This is a genomic window from Orbaceae bacterium BiB, assembly GCA_036251205.1.
Classification (GTDB): domain Bacteria; phylum Pseudomonadota; class Gammaproteobacteria; order Enterobacterales; family Orbaceae; genus Orbus; species Orbus mooreae.
In genome coordinates, this window is sequence record CP133958.1 from 2,487,960 (window position 1) to 2,506,728 (window position 18,769).

The 18,769-nt window shown below is 36.2% G+C and carries 17 protein-coding genes, 2 tRNA genes and 1 rRNA gene; 9 read left to right on the top strand and 11 right to left on the bottom strand.

Features of this window, described 5'->3' with window-relative positions; genetic code table 11:
- Positions 1–66 precede the first annotated feature (66 nt).
- From rrf to RHO11_11710, 4 genes are all read left to right on the top strand, one after another.
- Positions 67–181 (top strand): 5S ribosomal RNA (gene rrf, locus RHO11_11695).
- Positions 182–236: 55 nt separating this feature from the next.
- Positions 237–313, top strand: a tRNA-Asp gene (locus RHO11_11700).
- 8 nt (positions 314–321) lie between these two features.
- A tRNA-Trp gene (locus RHO11_11705) sits at positions 322–397 on the top strand.
- 135 nt (positions 398–532) lie between these two features.
- On the top strand, positions 533–871 hold the full coding sequence (locus tag RHO11_11710; GenBank protein ID WVD61129.1) for a DUF413 domain-containing protein: 339 nt from the start codon (positions 533–535) through the stop codon (positions 869–871).
- A gap of 3 nt (positions 872–874) precedes the next feature.
- Here RHO11_11710 and RHO11_11715 read toward each other — a convergent pair whose 3' ends face one another.
- The 3 genes from RHO11_11715 to znuC form a co-directional block, all read right to left on the bottom strand.
- Positions 875–2,398, bottom strand: a complete 1,524-nt coding sequence (locus RHO11_11715) for a YifB family Mg chelatase-like AAA ATPase (protein ID WVD61130.1) — start codon at positions 2,396–2,398, stop codon at positions 875–877.
- 153 nt (positions 2,399–2,551) lie between these two features.
- Entirely contained in the window at positions 2,552–3,352 is an 801-nt protein-coding gene (gene znuB, locus RHO11_11720) for a zinc ABC transporter permease subunit ZnuB (protein WVD61131.1), read from the bottom strand.
- A complete protein-coding gene (znuC, locus tag RHO11_11725; protein ID WVD61132.1) occupies positions 3,345–4,118 on the bottom strand; it encodes a zinc ABC transporter ATP-binding protein ZnuC in 774 nt (257 codons plus the stop codon). The genes znuB and znuC overlap by 8 nt, the downstream gene beginning before the upstream one ends.
- A gap of 75 nt (positions 4,119–4,193) precedes the next feature.
- On the opposite strand from znuC, the gene znuA reads away from it, so the two are divergent.
- Both znuA and mepM read left to right on the top strand, forming a co-directional pair.
- Positions 4,194–5,132, top strand: coding sequence for a zinc ABC transporter substrate-binding protein ZnuA (gene znuA, locus RHO11_11730; GenBank protein WVD61133.1), 939 nt, complete (start codon positions 4,194–4,196; stop codon positions 5,130–5,132).
- A 33-nt stretch (positions 5,133–5,165) separates the two neighbouring features.
- Positions 5,166–6,575: a murein DD-endopeptidase MepM gene (gene mepM / locus RHO11_11735; protein WVD61134.1), complete on the top strand. Its 1,410-nt coding sequence runs from the start codon at positions 5,166–5,168 to the stop codon at positions 6,573–6,575.
- Here the strand turns inward: mepM and sfsA are convergent.
- Entirely contained in the window at positions 6,565–7,275 is a 711-nt protein-coding gene (gene sfsA / locus RHO11_11740; protein WVD61135.1) for a DNA/RNA nuclease SfsA, read from the bottom strand. The genes mepM and sfsA overlap by 11 nt on opposite strands.
- Before the next feature lie 74 nt (positions 7,276–7,349).
- Here sfsA and mrcB point away from each other — a divergent pair, with 74 nt between their 5' ends.
- The gene (gene mrcB, locus RHO11_11745) at positions 7,350–9,674 is read left to right on the top strand and encodes a bifunctional glycosyl transferase/transpeptidase (GenBank protein WVD61136.1); all 2,325 of its coding nucleotides are present in this window, start codon (positions 7,350–7,352) and stop codon (positions 9,672–9,674) included.
- A gap of 73 nt (positions 9,675–9,747) precedes the next feature.
- On the opposite strand, the gene csdE is transcribed toward mrcB, so the two are convergent.
- The 4 genes from csdE to RHO11_11765 are packed head-to-tail and all read right to left on the bottom strand — an operon-like array spanning position 9,748 to position 13,306.
- Positions 9,748–10,158, bottom strand: a complete 411-nt coding sequence (gene csdE / locus RHO11_11750; GenBank protein WVD61137.1) for a cysteine desulfurase sulfur acceptor subunit CsdE — start codon at positions 10,156–10,158, stop codon at positions 9,748–9,750.
- 29 nt (positions 10,159–10,187) lie between these two features.
- The gene (gene csdA, locus RHO11_11755) at positions 10,188–11,390 is read right to left on the bottom strand and encodes a cysteine desulfurase CsdA (protein ID WVD61138.1); all 1,203 of its coding nucleotides are present in this window, start codon (positions 11,388–11,390) and stop codon (positions 10,188–10,190) included.
- Positions 11,390–12,265: a U32 family peptidase gene (locus RHO11_11760; GenBank protein WVD61139.1), complete on the bottom strand. Its 876-nt coding sequence runs from the start codon at positions 12,263–12,265 to the stop codon at positions 11,390–11,392. Before RHO11_11760 ends, csdA begins: the two co-directional genes overlap by 1 nt.
- A 45-nt stretch (positions 12,266–12,310) precedes the next feature.
- Positions 12,311–13,306, bottom strand: a complete 996-nt coding sequence (locus tag RHO11_11765) for a peptidase U32 family protein (protein ID WVD61140.1) — start codon at positions 13,304–13,306, stop codon at positions 12,311–12,313.
- A gap of 383 nt (positions 13,307–13,689) precedes the next feature.
- Between RHO11_11765 and RHO11_11770 the strand changes: the two genes are divergently transcribed.
- Positions 13,690–14,772, top strand: coding sequence for a LacI family DNA-binding transcriptional regulator (locus RHO11_11770; GenBank protein ID WVD61141.1), 1,083 nt, complete (start codon positions 13,690–13,692; stop codon positions 14,770–14,772).
- A 40-nt stretch (positions 14,773–14,812) separates the two neighbouring features.
- On the opposite strand, the gene RHO11_11775 is transcribed toward RHO11_11770, so the two are convergent.
- From RHO11_11775 to xthA, 3 genes are read right to left on the bottom strand one after another with little or no spacing between them, the layout of a single operon-like run.
- Positions 14,813–15,796: an NADPH:quinone reductase gene (locus RHO11_11775; GenBank protein WVD61142.1), complete on the bottom strand. Its 984-nt coding sequence runs from the start codon at positions 15,794–15,796 to the stop codon at positions 14,813–14,815.
- Between the two features lie 3 nt (positions 15,797–15,799).
- Positions 15,800–17,140, bottom strand: a complete 1,341-nt coding sequence (xseA, locus tag RHO11_11780; GenBank protein ID WVD61143.1) for an exodeoxyribonuclease VII large subunit — start codon at positions 17,138–17,140, stop codon at positions 15,800–15,802.
- Between the two features lie 35 nt (positions 17,141–17,175).
- On the bottom strand, positions 17,176–17,979 hold the full coding sequence (xthA, locus tag RHO11_11785) for an exodeoxyribonuclease III (protein WVD61144.1): 804 nt from the start codon (positions 17,977–17,979) through the stop codon (positions 17,176–17,178).
- 113 nt (positions 17,980–18,092) lie between these two features.
- On the opposite strand from xthA, the gene RHO11_11790 reads away from it, so the two are divergent.
- On the top strand, positions 18,093–18,722 hold the full coding sequence (locus tag RHO11_11790) for a YchE family NAAT transporter (protein WVD61145.1): 630 nt from the start codon (positions 18,093–18,095) through the stop codon (positions 18,720–18,722).
- The last annotated feature ends 47 nt before the right edge of the window (positions 18,723–18,769 follow it).

Consider the following 18,769-nt stretch of genomic DNA (forward strand, 5'->3'; position numbering starts at 1 on the left):
GGATTTAAAATCGCGAGTTGAGAGAAAAAGCTTGTTCTAGTTGTTAGAAAGCGAGACAGAGTTATGTCTGGCGGCGATGTTGCGGTGGACCCACCTGATCCATGCCGAACTCAGAAGTGAAACGCCGTGAAGCCGATGGTAGTGTGGGGTCCCCCCATGTGAGAGTAGGTCACCGCCAGACTATTAAATTTAGAAGTACAATATCCGAATAAAGATATTATCTTACCTTATTCGGCGGAGCGGTAGTTCAGTTGGTTAGAATACCTGCCTGTCACGCAGGGGGTCGCGGGTTCGAGCCCCGTCCGTTCCGCCAATCTATTTAGGGGCGTAGTTCAATTGGTAGAGCACCGGTCTCCAAAACCGGGTGTTGGGAGTTCGAGCCTCTCCGCCCCTGCCATTTAGAGTAATTTGCCTTATTTTTAATCAGTCAGTCAAACTCTTGATAATAAATTGAAAATATCTATTTACAGATATCAGCACTTAATTATAATCCGCAGGTAATTCTATAAACTTAGCTATAAAGGGATTAAAAATGGCAGAAAGCTTTATTTCACAACAACGTTTTTTTGATAATAAAAATTATCCTAGAGGGTTTTCACGTCATGGAGATTTTACTATTAAAGAATCTCAGCTTTTAGAAAAACATGGCGTAGCATTCAAAGAATTAGATAACGAAACTCGTAAACCAGTAACACCTGAAGAGAAAGCATTCGTTGCAGTTTGCCGTGGTAAAGCACCAGCTTCAAATGAATACGAAAAGGTATGGTTAAAATATATCACTTGTGTAAATAAGGCTAAGAAATTTCACACCTTATCTGGTGGTAAACCACAGCTAGATATTACTGATGATTTTGTTGATAATGATGACTAATTGTTAACCGATATTTTTATGTAACTGTATTAGTAATTTATCCATAGAACGATAGCTTAACGCCTCAGTGAGATGCTTTCGTTCTATATCTCTTCTATCTTCTAAATCAGCAATTGTTCTCGATACTTTTAAGATTCGATGCCACGCTCTTACTGATAATCCCAATTTGATTAGTGCTTGTTCTAGAAATAGATTATCTTCATCACTTAATTTACAATATTTATTGATCTCTTTAGTCGATAGTGCACTATTAATTTTTTTACACCGTTCTATTTGTCTATTTCTGGCTTTGATTATCCGCAGTCTAATCTCTTTACTTGATTCACCAGTGGGTTTATTTTGACTTAGCGATCCTTTCGGTAGTAAAGGCACTTCAATCGAGAGATCAAATCGGTCTAAAAATGGTCCTGATAGTCGATTTAGGTAACGAATAACTTGTTGTGTAGGAGTACGATTATGAATACCTTGATAGTGTCCTGTTGGACTCGGATTCATTGCTGCGATTAATTGGACTTTAGCGGGAAATGTAATTTTGGCATTTGCCCTTGAGATAACAATTTCTCCTGATTCGAGTGGTTCTCTTAATGCATCGAGAACTTTACGATTAAATTCAGGTAGCTCATCTAAAAAAAGAATGCCATTATGTGCCAATGATATTTCTCCTGGTTTCGGTATTGTTCCTCCCCCGACTAAAGCCGCCGTTGATGCGCTATGGTGTGGTGCCCTAAATGGACGTCTACGCCAGTTTTTAATGTGACAGGTTTGATTAGCAAGACTGGTTATCGCCGCTGTTTCTAGTGATTCTTTATCTGTTAATTCTGGTAATAGATCCGCAAGTCTTGTTGCCAACATTGTCTTTCCTGTACCTGGTGGGCCAATTAGCAACAAATTATGACCGCCAGCTGCCGATATTTCTAATACGCGTTTTGCATGCTCTTGACCAATAACGTCTTTGAGATCACTCGTCATAAAATCGACTTCATTAGGTATTTGATAAGTGACGGGCGAGATTACTAACTGTTCTGAAAAATGCTGACTAATTTCAATTAAATTATGACAAGTTAGGGTGTTATTATTATTTATTAAAGCTATCTCTGTTCTATTTTCGATAGATAAGATTAATTGCCTACCACTGTCCTGAGCTGAGATAGCTGCAGGAATCGCCCCTTTTACTGAACGAATCTCACCAGATAGAGCCAGTTCACCTAAAAATTCATAATTGTGTAATGTTGTTACGTTAATTTGTTCGGTGGCAGCAAGTATTGCAATTGCGATTGGTAAATCAAAACGGCTACCTTCTTTAGGCAGATCCGCTGGAGAAAGATTAATGGTGATTTTTTTTGATGGAAAGTTAAAACCACTATTAATTAATGCACTTCTTACGCGATCTTTTGCTTCTTTCACAGAGGCTTCAGGTAGACCAACTAAAGTAAAACTAGGCATACCATTACTAATATGAATCTCAACATCAATTTTGGGCGCTTGTATACCAATACATGCCCGAGTATAAATCGTAAAAAGTGACATAGAACGATAAGATCCAAGATTTTATTGAATCTGGATAATTTATATCTAAAGCGTCATTATCGACTCATTTATATTAATTTTTTGGATCTTGTTCCCAATTTTACTTATTATTTTTAACTCAGTATTACTATTTTATATTCATAATCGCAATGGTTAATTGAGCTGAATTTTAGTCACTTTAACTATCATCAATGAAATAATAAAGAGTAGTGCATTCACAATTACTACTGATGGTCCCGTAGGCGTATCATAATAAGCTGAAAATATGAGTCCTCCAATTATGGATAGTGTTCCTACTAAGATTGCAATCATAGCCATTTGCTCCGGCGTTTTTGCATAAAAACGAGCCGTTGCCGCAGGGATAATTAGTAAAGATGTTATGATTAATGCCCCTACAAATTTCATTGATAAGCCGATTGTGAGGGCTAAAACGAGAGTTAATAACAGTTTAGTTCTTACAATATTTATACCGTCACTAAAGGCCAGTTCTTCACTGACAGTAACAAATAGAAATCGATTCCAATTAAAAAATAAGATGATACCGACTATCAATATTCCACCAACCATTAAATAAACATCCATAAATGTGATTGATAATAAATCACCAAACAGATATCCCATCAAATCCACACGAATATTTTTCATTAAACTAATCACGACAACACCTAATGACAACGAGCTATGAGCTAGGATGCCTAAAAGAGTATCGATAGCTATTTTTTGCTGCGATTCTAGATAAACTAATGAAATGGCTAATATTAAGGTTATAAATATAACTGCGTAGAAAGGATTTATGTTGAGTAAAAAACCAATCGCAATTCCAAGTAATGCTGCATGTGAAAGTGTATCACCGAAATATGACATTTTTCGCCATACTACAAATGATCCTAATGGACCGGTAATAAATGATAGTGCTATTCCAACAATGAGTGGAGGCAATAATAATTCAAACATTTTTTATTGTTCCAAAGTTAGGTAGTTGAATCCTACCGTGATAATGATGCGCAGCAGCGTGTTGTTTTTGATGGTGATGTCTATAAACAGCAAGTTGGTCTACTGCATTACGGCCGAATAGTGAGATAAATTCTGGATCTGAAGAGATCAGTGACGGTGTTCCCTCACAACAGATATGTTTATTTAAGCAAATAACAATATCTGTTTTTGCCATTACTAGATGTAAATCATGTGAAACCATTAAAACAGCACAGTTAAACTCATTTTTGGCATTAGCAATCAAATTATATAGTCCGATTTGACCATTAACATCGACACCTTGAGTTGGTTCGTCAAGTATTAATAGCTCAGGCTTTTTAATTAATGCTTGTGCTAAAAGGACGCGTTGCGTCTCTCCACCAGATAATTGGTGCATTGTTTTATTGATTAACTGAGATGCATTTACTCTATGTAATATATTTTCGATATCTTTATCTGTTATTTGTTTATTCAACTGCATAAAACGTTTAACGGTTAAAGGTAACGTCGGATCAAGTTTTAGTTTTTGTGGTACATAGCCAATTGTTAAATTAGGTTTGCGTGTAATAGTACCTTTAGTCGGTTTCAATAGGCCCAATACTAGCTTTACGAGTGTTGATTTACCCGCTCCATTGGGGCCTAATAGCGTGACAATTTTGCCCATCTCTATTGAAAAAGAGATATCCTTTAATATCACTTGGTGATTAAATTCGACACAGACATTTTGAGTAAAAATGAGCGGCTGCATAATATTTTAATTTTCTTTTGCTGATAATTGTTATATTATAACATAACATTAATTTTGATTATACGAGTATTATATATGGTTAGATACAATTTAATAATAAAATTTACGTTGTCGTTTATTTTTTTAACAATATTACCAATATCTTTTGTACAGGCGACTGTACTTACCTCTATCAAGCCTGTTGGGTTTATTACAGCCGCGATTGCGGATGGTGTAACAGATACTGAAGTATTATTACCCGATGGAGCGTCTCCTCACACTTATGCTTTAAAACCTTCTGATTTAGTTAAAGTTAAATCTGCTGATTTAGTTATATGGGTTGGTGATGATTTAGAAACATTTTTACTAAAATTACTACGTAGTGTTGATGATAATAAACAAATAGAATTAGCTGATAATCCTCAAATTATTGCATTATTACAAAGTAATCATAAACATGAAGATGACCACGACCACGACCACGACCACGACCACGACCACGACCACGATCATGACCACGGTCAATTTGACATGCATATTTGGTTATCACCAAAAATTGCAGCCGTTACCGCGGGGATTATTCATGACAAATTGATTGAAATTTATCCAGAAAAAGCCGATATTATCAATAAAAATTTAGAAAAATTTATACAGCAATTAAAAGAAACTGAACAAATTATTGCAAAAAAGCTCAATAGCGTACAAAATAGCGGGTATTTTGTATTTCACGATGGCTATGGTTACTTTGAAAGTGAGTTCAATTTAAACAATTTAGGTAGCTTTACTATCAATCCAGCAATCCAACCTGGAATAAAAAAAGCTTATGAAATTCAAAACGAATTAAAAAATAAAAATGCAGTTTGTATTTTTAGAGAGCCGCAATTTAGTCCCGCGATTATCAATAAACTTGTTGATGGCACCAATGTGAAGGTGGGAGAACTTGATCCATTAGGGATGAATATTGAGCTATCTAAAGATGCTTATTCTCAATTTTTATTAGTGATCACCGAACAATTTGTAGATTGTTTACAATAATGAATAAATATAAATAGGTTAAAGGTTATTTGAGTGCAACAGACAGAACCATCTAATACAGTCCGTAAGGAAATAAAATCCCAATACTTTACCTTATTAGGTGTTTTGATTATCATTTTGATATTTTATTTTTTATGGCGCCCCCTGAATCCTGAACGTACGGCTTATATTCCGCTTAATCAGCAAGTACAAACAACGGTACTGGAAAATGTTGTAGTCGGAAATGCTTCAATTGAAATTGTTGAAGATAGCAGTGTTACAGATGCGAATGAGGTCGTCGAATCATCGGATCAACCTGAAGATGAAATTGTTAAAGATGAAATCGATCAGGTTATCGATCAAGATGATAATACCGTACAATATACTGTTAGTCGTGGGGATACACTATATGGCATTATGATGCGATATGGTGTAAACCGCTCAGATATTTATCTTCTTACCGATCAATATAAACAACTTGCCAATCTCCGTATTGGACAACAAATTAGTTGGAATACCGATGCTGAGCATAATTTAACAAGTTTTACTTGGATTATTTCTAGTAATAACGTCCGTATTTATGAGCGTAGCGGTGATAAATTTGCCGAGCGAATTGAAACTCGCGAAGGTATCTGGAAACCCTTTAATATCAGTGGTGAAATTGGTTCTAATTTTGTTGTTGATGCTAAAAACTTAGGTTTGACTAGCAGTGAAATTGCGACCATCACCAAAGCATTACAGTGGCAATTTGACTTCAGACGCTTACAAAAAGGTGATAAGTTCTCTGTTCTATTTTCTCGTGAAATGTTTGATAATAAACATGAAAATAGCCAATTATTAGCGGTTAGAATCAAAAATGGTAGCAAAGATTATTATGCGATTCTTGCTGATGATGGTCTCTATTATGATATGAATGGGGGGAGTTTATCGCAAAGCTTTTTACGTTATCCATTGGTTAAGCAAGCGAGAATATCATCAGGTTTTAATCCAAGACGTTTAAATCCAGTTACTAAAAAAGTGACACCACATAATGGCGTTGATTTTGCGGTATCAAGAGGAACCCCAGTACTATCAGTTGGTGAAGGGGAAGTCGTTATTGCAAAATATAGTGGATCTGCGGGTAATTTTATCGCGATTCGTCATGGTCGGCAGTATACAACTAAATATATGCATTTAGATAAAATTTTAGTTAAACCAGGTCAGCAAGTTAAAAAAGGTGACCAAATAGCATTATCTGGTAATACTGGGCGATCTACGGGACCGCATTTACATTATGAATTGCATATTGATGGTAAACCAGTCAATCCATTAACTGCGAATTTACCTGTTTCAGAAGGTCTTACCGGTAAATCAAAAACGACCTTTTTGGAACAGTTTAAAGAAATTAAACCAAAATTACAGTTTTCATCTGAAAAGAAACCTGATACTGCAAGTGACGTAGTTGCAAATAACGTTACAAAATAATAGAAATTGGTTGATTACAAGTAATTGTTGTAGTTGAAATATTAGTGTTGTAGCACAGTATTTCAACTCCATTCTCCTGCGCTTCTTGCAATAATTTTGCATACAACGGATCAATATGTATTGCTGGTGAAAATTGCTTAATGCCAGAATGTAATACCAAGAAAAATACTATTGCTCTTTTCCCTTGTTTTGCTACCCATATCAACTCTCGCAGATGTTTTTGTCCTCGGGTTGTTACGCTATCTGGAAAATAACCAAACTGGTTTATTGGATTAAATAGCGTTACTGATTTTATTTCGACATAACACATATTATTTTTGGCATCGATGAGTCGAAGATCTATACGACTATTTTCATTACCGTATTTGATTTCTGATTGGATCTGTTCATAGTTAAGTAGCTCTTTAATTTGGTGCTGTTCAATGGAATTTTTCACTATTTGATTAGCTTTATGAGTGTTAACACAGATCCAATATTCATCATGAGTTTCAGTCAATTCCCAACTATAAGGTATTTTTCGTTTAGGATTATTAGATGTTGAATACCAAACTCGATCACCCATATTCGCACAACCCGTCATTGCGCCAGTATTGGCACAATGAATCGTAATAATACTACCATCTAATAGCATAATATCAGCTAGAAAACGTTTATAGCGTTTGATTAATGTGCCACATTGTAGCTGAGAGGAAAAAAACATATCGATACTTAAGATAAAAAAAATTTGTGATATTATACACAATTGAATAAAAGTTTCGATGGAATGGGTCAGCATTGAATAAACGAGTTAAACAAGTGAAGCCAAAACGAGAAATTAATATAAAAAAATGGCTGCTTTTACTTTTACTAAAAGTTCTATTGGTTTTTATTGCTGTTACAACAGTATATTGTATTTACTTAGATCAGCAGATAAAAGAGCGTATTGATGGTAAAGTCTGGGATTTGCCTGCGGCGGTTTATGGGCAAATTATTGAGTTAGAGCCTGGCCAATATCGTAGTAAAAATGAAATTATATCAATTTTAAACGGTGTTCAATATCGACAAACTCTGGTTGCGACAAGACCTGGTGAGTTTGTTGTTAATGATGATAGTATTGAATTATACCGTAGACCATTTTATTTTCCTGATATTGAAGAACCTGCAATTCGTGCCAAAATTATTTTTAATGCCAATGGAATAGCTCGTATCTCTAATATCGAAACTGGCCGAAATTTTGGTGTCTTGCGTATTGATCCGAAATTGATCACCATGATGCACTCGGCTGATAATCAACAGCGTCTATTCGTTCCATTAAAAGACTTTCCTGATTCTCTCATTAAAACACTCATTGCGACAGAAGATAGACGTTTCTATGAACATGATGGTATTAGTCTTTACTCTATTTTGCGTGCGATTTATAGCAATTTTACGAGTGGTCGAACCGTACAAGGGGGTAGTACTTTAACCCAGCAACTTGTTAAAAATCTGTTCCTAACCAATGAACGCTCTTATATCCGTAAAATTCGTGAAGGTTATATGGCGATTATTCTCGATTCTCGTTATAGTAAAGAGCGTATTTTAGAACTTTATCTCAATGAGGTTTATCTGGGACAAAATGCCGATGAGGAGATTCATGGTTTCCCTTTAGCGAGTCTCTATTATTTTGGTCGCCCGGTTAATGAATTAACATTAGATCAGCAAGCATTATTGGTTGGCATGGTAAAAGGGGCCTCCGTCTATAATCCATGGACAAGACCTAACAATACGTTAGAGCGCCGTAATGTGGTATTACGTTTAATCACTGAACAGGGGATTATTGATGATGAGCTTTATCAGTTACTAAAAAATCGCCCACTTTCTGTTTTACCGAAAGGCGGTGTTATTTCACCACAACCAGCGTTTATGCAATTAGTGAGAAAATCGCTTCGAGAAGAACTTGGTGAGCAAGCTGATCACTTATCAGGTATGCGAATTTTTACTACATTTGATCCGATTGCACAAAGTGCCGCAGAAAAAACGGTACTTGACGAAATGGCAAACTTAAAAGCGCTGACTAAAAAAGATGGTTTACAAACAGCCTTGACGATTGTTGATAGAGAAACCGGTGAGGTTAGAGCGTTAATAGGCAGTGCTGAACCGACTTATGCCGGATTTAACCGAGCATTGTATGGTCGTCGGCCGATTGGCTCACTGGCGAAGCCTCCTACTTACTTATCAGCGTTAAGCCAGCCAGAGCATTATCAACTTAATACTTGGCTTGATGATAAACCATTAACGATTAAAACTGACAGTAGAACTATTTGGCAGCCACAAAATTTTGATAGAAAGTATCGTGATCGCGTTATGCTTGTTGATGCGCTAGCTAATTCATTAAATATCCCATCTGTAAATTTAGGTATGGCGGTCGGTTTTGATGCAACGGAAAAAACATTACTTTCATTAGGTGTTGCGAGAACTGAAATTAAATCAGTACCATCCCGTTTTCTAGGGACCTTAGAGTTAACTCCGATTGAAACAGCACAAATGTATCAAGTGATTGGTAACGGTGGAAAAAAATCAAAATTGACAGCTTTAAGATATGTCGTAGCTGAAAATGGAGATTTAATTTATCAAAATTATCCTAATTCCCGTCAAGCAGTCTCTGCACAAGCCGCTTATTTAACGACCTTTGCGATGCAACAAGTCGCGCAATATGGAACATCGAGGGTATTAAATAACCTTTACCCAACGGCTAATATAGCTGCAAAAACTGGTACGACGAATGATCTAAGAGACAGCTGGTTTGTTGGGATCGATGGTAAAGAGGTCACCGTTATTTGGGTTGGACTTGATGACCATAATCCGATGAAGCTAACGGGATCTTCCGGTGCTTTAAAACTTTATCAAGGATATCTGGCGCGCCATAATCCTCAGCCATTAGTGCAAAATAAGCCATCAAATATCAATATGGTTGCAATTGATGCCCAAGGTAATTGGTTATGTAGTGGCGGTGGCGTGAGAATGTTACCAGCTTGGACTGCTGATAAAGCATTATTATGTGCTGGGTTTAATCAGGTGCCTCGCGATCAAGAAGCTGAAAATGATGCGCCAAGCTGGTTAAAAGAGATGTTTGGCTTTTAAATAAGATAGTTCGTTATAGTCTTGCTGGATAGTAGCATTATAGTATAAAAAAAGTTGAGTTTACTTAATAATGCTATCTATTTTGTTGGGTCAGCGTATTGATTCGAGTAATAATATTGCTGACACCAAGTTGTCTCGAATCACTTAATTCATCAGTAATTCTGAGCTTTCTAAGCTCAGCTAACAAGTCCATTTGTATGATTTGTTCTGCTGTTTTATCATTGGCTAATATAATTAAAATAGTGAGTAGACCTTTAACGATACGCCCCTCGCTATCACCATAAAATATGAATGTTTGTTGATCCATCTTTTTACAAGTAAGCCAAACTCGATTTTCGCAGCCAACAATCTGATTCTCTTCAGTTCGCAGTTGATCTGGAAACTCTGGTAACAATTTTGCTAATTGAATAATTTGGCGGTAACGATCTTGCCAATTCGATAAAGGTTCAAAAAGTGCGATAAGTTGGGTTGAATTTGGTAGCATTGTTATCACTGTTTTATCATTTAGATGAATTATTTTAATATATCAATCGCGCTTTGTAATCCAGAAATCAAGTGATTCGTATCGTCGATATTATTATAAGGCATAAATGATGCACGTATCACACCAGGAAAGCCTAAGGCCTTAATCAACGGTTGAGCGCATAGTTCGCCAGCACGTATTGCAATATTTTGTTCAGCTAGCAAAATACTAATATCATCATGGTGAATGTGTGGTAATGCAAATGTTAAGATTGAGCTGTCAGCTACACTAATTATCTTTAACTGTGGAATTGCTTCTATAAGTTTTGCCCGACAATCGTTAACAAGCTTGTTGGTATAAGCTTCCGCAGCTTCGGTATCAAGTGCAAATAACCACTTAAGTGTTGCATGAAAACCAAGAGCTCCCGCGATATTCGGGGTACCAGCTTCAAATTTATAAGGTAAATCTGCTGGTTGAAAACCAGTAAAGGAAGCTGATTTCAACATTTTACCGCCCCCTTGTCCACAATCCATTTTTGTTAATAGGTCTGATTTTCCATATAACACACCCAATCCAGTTGGACCATATAATTTATGAGCAGAAAATACATAGAAATCAATATTATACTTTTTAACATCAATCGCTTGATGGACGATGCCCTGTGCACCATCCACCACAATAATCGCATTGTGTTGATGGGCAATATCGCTAATTTTAGCAATATCGGGTTTAAAGCCCGTAACATTTGACATCTGCGTCACAGTAATAATTCGGGTTTTATCTGTTATTAGAGTGAGTAAGCGATCAGTTGATAATGAACCATCTTCTTCGATTGACCACTTAATCACTTTTACACCAATTTGCTGGGCAACTTGTAACCACGGTATTAAATTGCTATGGTGTTCCAGTTCACTAATAATGATCTCATCATCTTCTTTAAGCAGATAGCGGGCATGGCTTTGTGCAATTAAATTAAGCGATTCAGTAGCCCCTTTTGTCCAGATGATCTCATGGCTGTGCTCAGCATTAATTAATTTAGCCGTTAATATGCGAGCTTGTTCAAACTGCTCGGTTAATGCTAAGGCTGTTGAGTGCTTGCTACGTAATATTGTTGCGGTATTATGGGTATAATAATGGTTAGTCGCATCAATCATCACTTGTGGTTTTAATGATGTTGATGCGGAGTCGAGATAGATACTATCTGATTGTAGTGAAGGAAATTCAGCTCTAAATACAGATGGTTGGAATTTCATTATGACAACTCAAGCCCTGCGATACCATTCCAATATCCATTACAGTCTCTGCCATTAGCCGTGGTTAACGGAGCGAGACCTGACTCATTAGCTTTAAACTGTTTTACAACATCCAGTGTTTCGAGCCCTAGTGGTGATATACGAACGATATCAACTAATCCTTTCATATCTTGTAAATTATTGCCTAAATTATAGCAATAACCACTTTGGGTCTGAATACCATTAAGGACAAATACTTTTTGTTGTTCTTGAGAAAAAACTTCGCGACCAACAGGGTATTTAATACAGCAAGTTTCACATTTATCTTTAGGTTTATCTTCAGATCTCGCTGTAAAACAACGGGCAGAATAAGCTAATGGTAAATATCCATAACTGAATACTTCAACTTCAAATTTACGCTCTATTTTAAGCTCATCAAACTGCGTTAATACATTACGCAACCAGTCTCTTGATAGTTCAACCGGCATACACCAACGAATCATCCCCTGTTTTTGTAATAGTTTTAGGGTATAAGCGTTATAGGCATTTATTGCTGGGCCCGCTACAAAAGGCAGGTTATGTTCTTGTGCTAAGTTTATTGCAGCTAAATCATTTGCTTCAATTAAAAAATCACCATTATTAATTAATTGACGCATCTCATTAATTTCAGACGGTGCTTCTAATAACGCTAAGGTTGATATAACGACCTGTTTACCTGATTTTGCAACTTCTTTAGCTAAACTAATCCAATCTGCAACTTTCATTTCGCGTCGTTTAGTGCAAACGGTTTCACCCATATAAATGATGTCTGCTTCACTTTGCATTGCGGCATGATAGAATTTTTCAGTCTCTGTTTTAGGCCAATAATATAACACTGGGCCCAAGGCATATTTCATAATATTTTCCTAATATTGCTCACATTTCTTAATTATAACTTTAGATTATTGCCATTTACGGTGATATGCGCCAAGCGTTGTTTGGCTACCTTCTGATACCGCGCCTAATTCATCCATCCATGTTTTTTGTGCTTGATATGAAGACGGGTTTGCTCGATAGCTGTCGATTGCTTGTCGCCACACTTTGGTTACTTGTGCTACATAAGCAGGGCTACGTTGACGACCCTCTATTTTCACCGATGCAATATTAGCAGCAAATAATTCAGGTAAAAGTTCTAGCGTATTTAAACTGGTTGGTTCCTCAATAGGATGATAAAGAGTATTATCAACAAAATAGCGACCTTTACATAATGTTGGATAACCGGCATTTTCGCCTTTTTTATGGCAATCAATTAGCACGTTATTCAAACGAGACTCAAGACCTCTTTCTGTCTCCTCCCAGCGAACATATTTTGCTGGTGAACATGCGCCAACGGTATTAGGGGATTCACCTGTCAAATACGATGAAAGATAACAACGACCTTCAGCCATAATACATAAACTACCAAAAGCGAAAACCTCAAGTGGGATTGGACTAACTTGTGATAGTTGTTTCACTTGGTGCATAGATAAAACACGAGGTAATACGATTCGGTGTGGTTTAAAGTTATTATGGAAAAATTTGATCGACTCTATATTGGTTGATGAAGCTTGTACCGATACATGACGTTCGATATGTGGATACGTCTCTGCCGCATATTCAAGCATGGCAAGATCGGCAATAATAAGTGCGTCAGCGCCAATTTTAGCAGCCATATCAACCGCATTTTTCCAACGAATAAAATTTTCAGGGTGAGCAAAAGTGTTGATAGCAATATGCAATTTCTTACCTTTGCTATGTACATAATCTGAGGCTTCAAATAAACGTTGTTCGTTGAAATTAAGGCCTGCAAAGTGGCGGGCATTTGTATCATCTTTTAAACCAATATAAACGGCATCAGCGCCATTATCGATTGCAGTTTTTAATGCCGGAAGTGAACCAGCAGGGCATAATAGTTCCATAATCTATACCTGAAAAATATCATGCTACTATTATGCAGTAAATTACGAGCCATTGCGAATATTAAATAGTGCGCCTATCACAGCGATAAATATCATCAATATATCTCTTTTTAATTATTAAAATTACTGTTTTTATATCGTTAATATTTTGATTGCTCTATTACGTGTCTTTTTTTCAAATAGAGTGATTATTAGGTAAAAAAATCTGCTGAAATAGGTTACTAAATCAGTTGCTTATTAATAACATATTCGTTATTGATAAACATCTTGATGAGTAGACATAAAAACTTTGCGACAAAGATCGGTAAAAGTCATTAACGTAATGGGAAAAATAAACAATAAACGGTAGCTTGTTTAAATTATTTTTATGGGTAAGTGATCTTATGCCAAATTCAAAAATTACGTTAACTAAAATTGCTAAAAAAGCGGGTGTATCGGTAACATCTGTCTCTAGAGTTGTTCATGCTCCTCATTTAACTTCGCGGGAAACCCAAGAAAGGGTTCATCAAGCAATTGGCTTGTTAGGATTTAATGCTTCGGTATTTAAACCTTATAGTCAGTTACCTTATAGTAAAAAAATACTGATTATTGATAATCAATTAATTACGGGGAGTTTAATTAATAAAGGTATTGAGTCAAAAGCAAAAGAATTAGGTTATAAATTACTTTATTTACGATTCTTCTATTTTAATGAACAAGAGATTCAGCAAATTATCAGTTACACCATTAATCATCAAGTGGATGGGATATTACTCATTAATGATTCGCCTTATTTATTAGCGTTACAACAATATCAACATGCGTTACCACCAATAGTACTCGTTAATCATTTCTCATTATATTTTCCATGTGTTTATTTTGATCATCTATCGAATGCTTATCAGGCCACCCAATATTTAACCGATAAAGGGCATAGAAAAATTGCGATTTTACTAGGGAGTCTTGATAAAGATGAAACTCAACATCTTGTGCAAGGTTATCAACAAGCGCTTAAACGTTTAAATAGCCTGTCTTCTGATAATTATATGGTCTATGACTGTATTAATTACTCAGCGAGTTATAAAGCGCTTAAACGATTAATGCAACTACCATTTCCACCAACTGCTATCATTTGTTGTGATCATCTTAATTTAAACTATATTGATCGTGAAAAATTATTCGTTGATGATAAATTTGATGAAACAATTTCGACAGATAGCGCTATTTGTGGTGTTATTGATCAATGTAGAATAATGAATATTAATATTCCAGCTGATCTATCTTTAGTGCAATTTATTCATCACAAAGGTCATAAACCATATAGCCCACTTAACCATATTTGTGCGGTATATAAACCATTGGTTGAAATGGGAGAAGAGGCAATCTCATTATTATTGAATTTACAGCATCCCGATTATCGCGGTAATAATAAACGACTTATTTCTACTGAAATCAGTAACCGTCATTCGACGGCTACCTTATTATAACTATCTGATTTTACGTGTAGAAGATACAATATAATCTGGCTTACGGGATAAGTATACTTGAGCCTGTTGTTTGTCTATTTTGCATCATATCATGAGCAATAGCGGCATCTTTTAACGCAAACTTTTGTTGTTCTGAAACTGTAATATTAATGGCACCACTTGCAACATAACCAAAAAATTGGTCAGCAGCCATTTGTAACTGCTGTTTATTGGTAATATAGCCACTAAGAGACGGTCTGGTGACATACAAACTACCTTTTTGATTTAAAATACCTAGATTTACATCGGTAACCGGCCCTGAGGAATTACCAAAGCTGACCATCAGCCCTCGGCGTTTTAAGCAATCTAATGAAGTTAGCCACATTGCTTTACCAATAGAATCATAGACAACATTGACTTTGGCATTGTCGGTGAATTTTAATACTTGTTTTACGACATCCTCTTGATGATAGTTAATTGTTTGCCATGCGCCATTGTGTCGCGCAATCACTGCTTTTTCATCGGACCCAACCGTACCAATCATCTTGGCTCCAATAATCTTAGCCCACTGGCAAGCAATCGAACCAACACCACCTGCAGCGGCATGGAACAAAAAGATTTCACCAGCATTTAGTCGATATGTTTGAGTCAATAAATAGTAAACCGTTAATCCTTTTAACATTGATGCTGCGGCTTGTTCAAACGTGATTGAGTCAGGGAGTTTTACTAACCGATTTTCATTAATTAGGTGAAAATCAGCGTAAGCACCTAATGATGATTGACAGTAGGCAATTCGATCACCGATCTTAAAATCAGTGACTTTATCACCTATTTTGATTACAACGCCAGCACCTTCAGTACCTAGACTTGATGGTAGAGAGGGAACAGGATAAAGACCATTTCGGACATAGGTATCAATATAGTTAACTCCGATTGCCTTATTTTCAATCAGTACTTCATGTTCTTGAGGATCATTAAGATGCATATCAACATACTGTAAAACACGACTATCGCCATATTGAGAAAATTGTATACGCTTCGCCATGAATTAATTCTCCTTGATTGCAGTTACAGTACTTGTAATGATTGCTTTAGGCATTTTTGTGGCAATGATATCGCCAGTTTTAAGCTGTTTTGCTGAACGGATTACCTGATTTTGACTATCAGTCGTAATTGAATATCCTCGTTCAAGTGTTGCTAAAGGGCTGACAGTATTAAGTTGCGATGCTTGAATAGCAATTTGATGCTTGGCTTGAGTTAAATATTGGTGCGCTAATGCTTGTAAACGTTGCTGTTTTTGAACGACAATTTGTCGATAATACTGAATTTTATTACTTGGCGATAATAGATTGATTCGATTTTCTAACTGATAAAGTTTATTTGTATAGGATAGAATAATCTGTTCCATTGCTGTATTTAATGAACGATTTTTGGCTAATAAATCAATTTGTTGTTTTGCCAGTTTTACTTGGGGATGCTGAGCTTGTAATTGATGGCGTAGTTTTTGTAACTGTTCATTTTTCTTTAAAATAAAATTATCTATCGCCATTGATATTTGCTGCTCAAGTGACTTTAAGTCTTTTAACTGATCTTGAACATCTCGACTAAGGAGTTCCGCTGCTGCTGATGGTGTTGCTGCGCGTAAATCAGCCACAAAATCAGCAATAGTAAAATCGACTTCATGTCCAACGGCACTAATGATCGGTAGCTGGCTTTCAAATATTGCACGAGCAACAATCTCTTCATTGAATGGCCATAGGTCCTCTAAAGAACCACCGCCTCGACCAACAATTAATACATCACATTCGTTACGCATATTAGCTAAACGAATCATTTTGGCAATTTTTGCAGCTGCTTCATCGCCCTGAACAAGCGTTGGATAAATGATAATGTGTAAACTTGGATCGCGTCGCTTTAAAATTTGGCAAATATCATGCAAAGCCGCCCCAGTTGATGAAGTCACAATACCGATAGTACTGATATTTTTAGGAATCGCTTTTTTATGTATGCTGGCAAATAAGCCTTCTTCTTGCAATTTTTGTTTTAACTGTTCAAATTTTTGTTGAAGTAATCCAGCACCAGCAAGTTGTAATTTATCAATAACTAGTTGGTATTCACCTCTTGCTTCATATAATGTAACAGAGGCGCTTACTAAAACTTGTTGGCCATCTTTAGGAATAAAGCCCGTTTTAAAGTTACTGTTGCGAAACATTGCACATCGTACTTGTGCTTTATCGTCTTTAAGAGTGAAATACCAATGCCCAGAAGCGGGTTTAGAAAAGTTAGATATCTCACCAACTAGCCAGATTTGACCTATAGCATCACTTAGGAGGTCCTTGACCATTTGGTTTAAATCTTTGACTGATAAAACAGAACTATTTCCTAACATACCGCGGCTCCAAGTAACAAAACCTATTGGTTATTTTATAGCTTAAAATCAGCCCAAATAGGTGCATGGTCTGATGGCTTATCCATTGCGCGAATATCCAAGTCAATTCCTGTCGCTTGACAGTAAGGAGCTAAAGATTGGCTTGCCAATATTAAATCAATACGTAGCCCTGTATTAGTATCAAAACCACGAGAGCGGTAATCAAACCAAGAGTATTGCAATTCACTTGGATTTTGTTCACGATAAGTATCAATAAATCCTAGCGATAGAAGATGATTCATCCACTCTCTTTCTTCGGGTAAAAAAGAACATTTTCCTGTTCTTAGCCAACGTTTTACACTTTCAGGGGGGAGACCGATATCTAAATCGGTGTGACTAATATTCATATCACCCATAATCATCGTTAACTCAGTATTTAGCGACTGTTCTTGAATATATCTGTTTAAATCTTGATAAAATTTAGCTTTTGCAGGAAATTTTGTTTCATGATCCCGGCTATCGCCTTGTGGAAAATAACCATTAATAACCGTTACATCACCTTTTTCACTCGGTAATTTAGTTACAATCAGCCGACATTGAGCCCCTTCGTCATCAAATGGAAAACCACACTGGACAGATAGTGGTTGCTGTTTAGTTAACAAAGCAACACCATAATGGCCTTTTTGCCCATGATAACTTAAATGGTAGCCTAAATGCGCTAACTCTTCGGCTGGAAATTGATCATTATGGACTTTAGTTTCCTGCAGACCAATGACATCAGGTTGATATTTATTAACAATGGCTTCTAGTTGATGAATACGTGCCCTTAGGCTATTTATATTAAATGAGATAACTTTCATAAATGGACTTTTATAAATTGAGTATGACTTTCGTTTAAAGTTATTCATCATCCTATCAAATATCCGCTATACTGTTAAGTATATTCAAAAGTAATATTAATATTGGGGCACACATGGAGCTGCAAATCTATATCAAATTTCTTGTTGGCTTGTTTGCGATAGTCAATCCCGTCGGTTTGTTACCTGTTTTTATCAGTCTAACGGATAGTCTTGATAGTGAATCGCGTAATCAAACTAACCGTATGGCAAATATTGCAGTTGCTGTCATACTAATTATTTCATTATTAGCGGGAAGTTTTATTCTTGATATTTTCGGTATATCACTTAACTCGTTTAGGATTGCTGGTGGTTTGTTAGTGGTGATTATTGGTATGACCATGATTAATGGTAAATTGGGTGAAAATAAGCAGAATAAAGAAGACTTACATGACTCAGTTAGTAAAACTAGTGTTGCGTTAGTTCCGTTAGCTTTACCATTAATGGGGGGACCAGGTGCGATTACTTCAATGATCGTTTGGGGGACTAACTATAATTCTATTGGTTATATCATTGGTTTTATTATCTGTATTTTTATTTTTTGTGCTTGTTGCTGGTTACTGTTTCGTTCGGCTCCATTTATTATCAGAACATTAGGTAAAAGTGGCTTAAATGTAGTTACTCGAATAATGGGACTCTTATTGATGGCGTTAGGGGTTGAAATTATGGTTGGTGGAATTCGTAATCTTTTTCCGGGTTTGCTATAGTACATTGTCTCAAGTTAAGCAGTATCCCCATAATATGAATAAAAGCG

Coding starts and splice junctions, on each gene's coding strand:
- RHO11_11710 (WVD61129.1), top strand. CDS start 533: ATGGCAGAAAGCTTTATTTCACAACAACGTTTTTTTGATAATAAAAAT.
- RHO11_11715 (WVD61130.1), bottom strand. CDS start 2,398: ATGTCACTTTTTACGATTTATACTCGGGCATGTATTGGTATACAAGCG.
- znuB (WVD61131.1), bottom strand. CDS start 3,352: ATGTTTGAATTATTATTGCCTCCACTCATTGTTGGAATAGCACTATCA.
- znuC (WVD61132.1), bottom strand. CDS start 4,118: ATGCAGCCGCTCATTTTTACTCAAAATGTCTGTGTCGAATTTAATCAC.
- znuA (WVD61133.1), top strand. CDS start 4,194: ATGGTTAGATACAATTTAATAATAAAATTTACGTTGTCGTTTATTTTT.
- sfsA (WVD61135.1), bottom strand. CDS start 7,275: ATGTTTTTTTCCTCTCAGCTACAATGTGGCACATTAATCAAACGCTAT.
- csdE (WVD61137.1), bottom strand. CDS start 10,158: ATGCTACCAAATTCAACCCAACTTATCGCACTTTTTGAACCTTTATCG.
- csdA (WVD61138.1), bottom strand. CDS start 11,390: ATGAAATTCCAACCATCTGTATTTAGAGCTGAATTTCCTTCACTACAA.
- RHO11_11760 (WVD61139.1), bottom strand. CDS start 12,265: ATGAAATATGCCTTGGGCCCAGTGTTATATTATTGGCCTAAAACAGAG.
- RHO11_11765 (WVD61140.1), bottom strand. CDS start 13,306: ATGGAACTATTATGCCCTGCTGGTTCACTTCCGGCATTAAAAACTGCA.
- RHO11_11770 (WVD61141.1), top strand. CDS start 13,690: ATGCCAAATTCAAAAATTACGTTAACTAAAATTGCTAAAAAAGCGGGT.
- RHO11_11775 (WVD61142.1), bottom strand. CDS start 15,796: ATGGCGAAGCGTATACAATTTTCTCAATATGGCGATAGTCGTGTTTTA.
- xseA (WVD61143.1), bottom strand. CDS start 17,140: ATGTTAGGAAATAGTTCTGTTTTATCAGTCAAAGATTTAAACCAAATG.
- xthA (WVD61144.1), bottom strand. CDS start 17,979: ATGAAAGTTATCTCATTTAATATAAATAGCCTAAGGGCACGTATTCAT.
- RHO11_11790 (WVD61145.1), top strand. CDS start 18,093: ATGGAGCTGCAAATCTATATCAAATTTCTTGTTGGCTTGTTTGCGATA.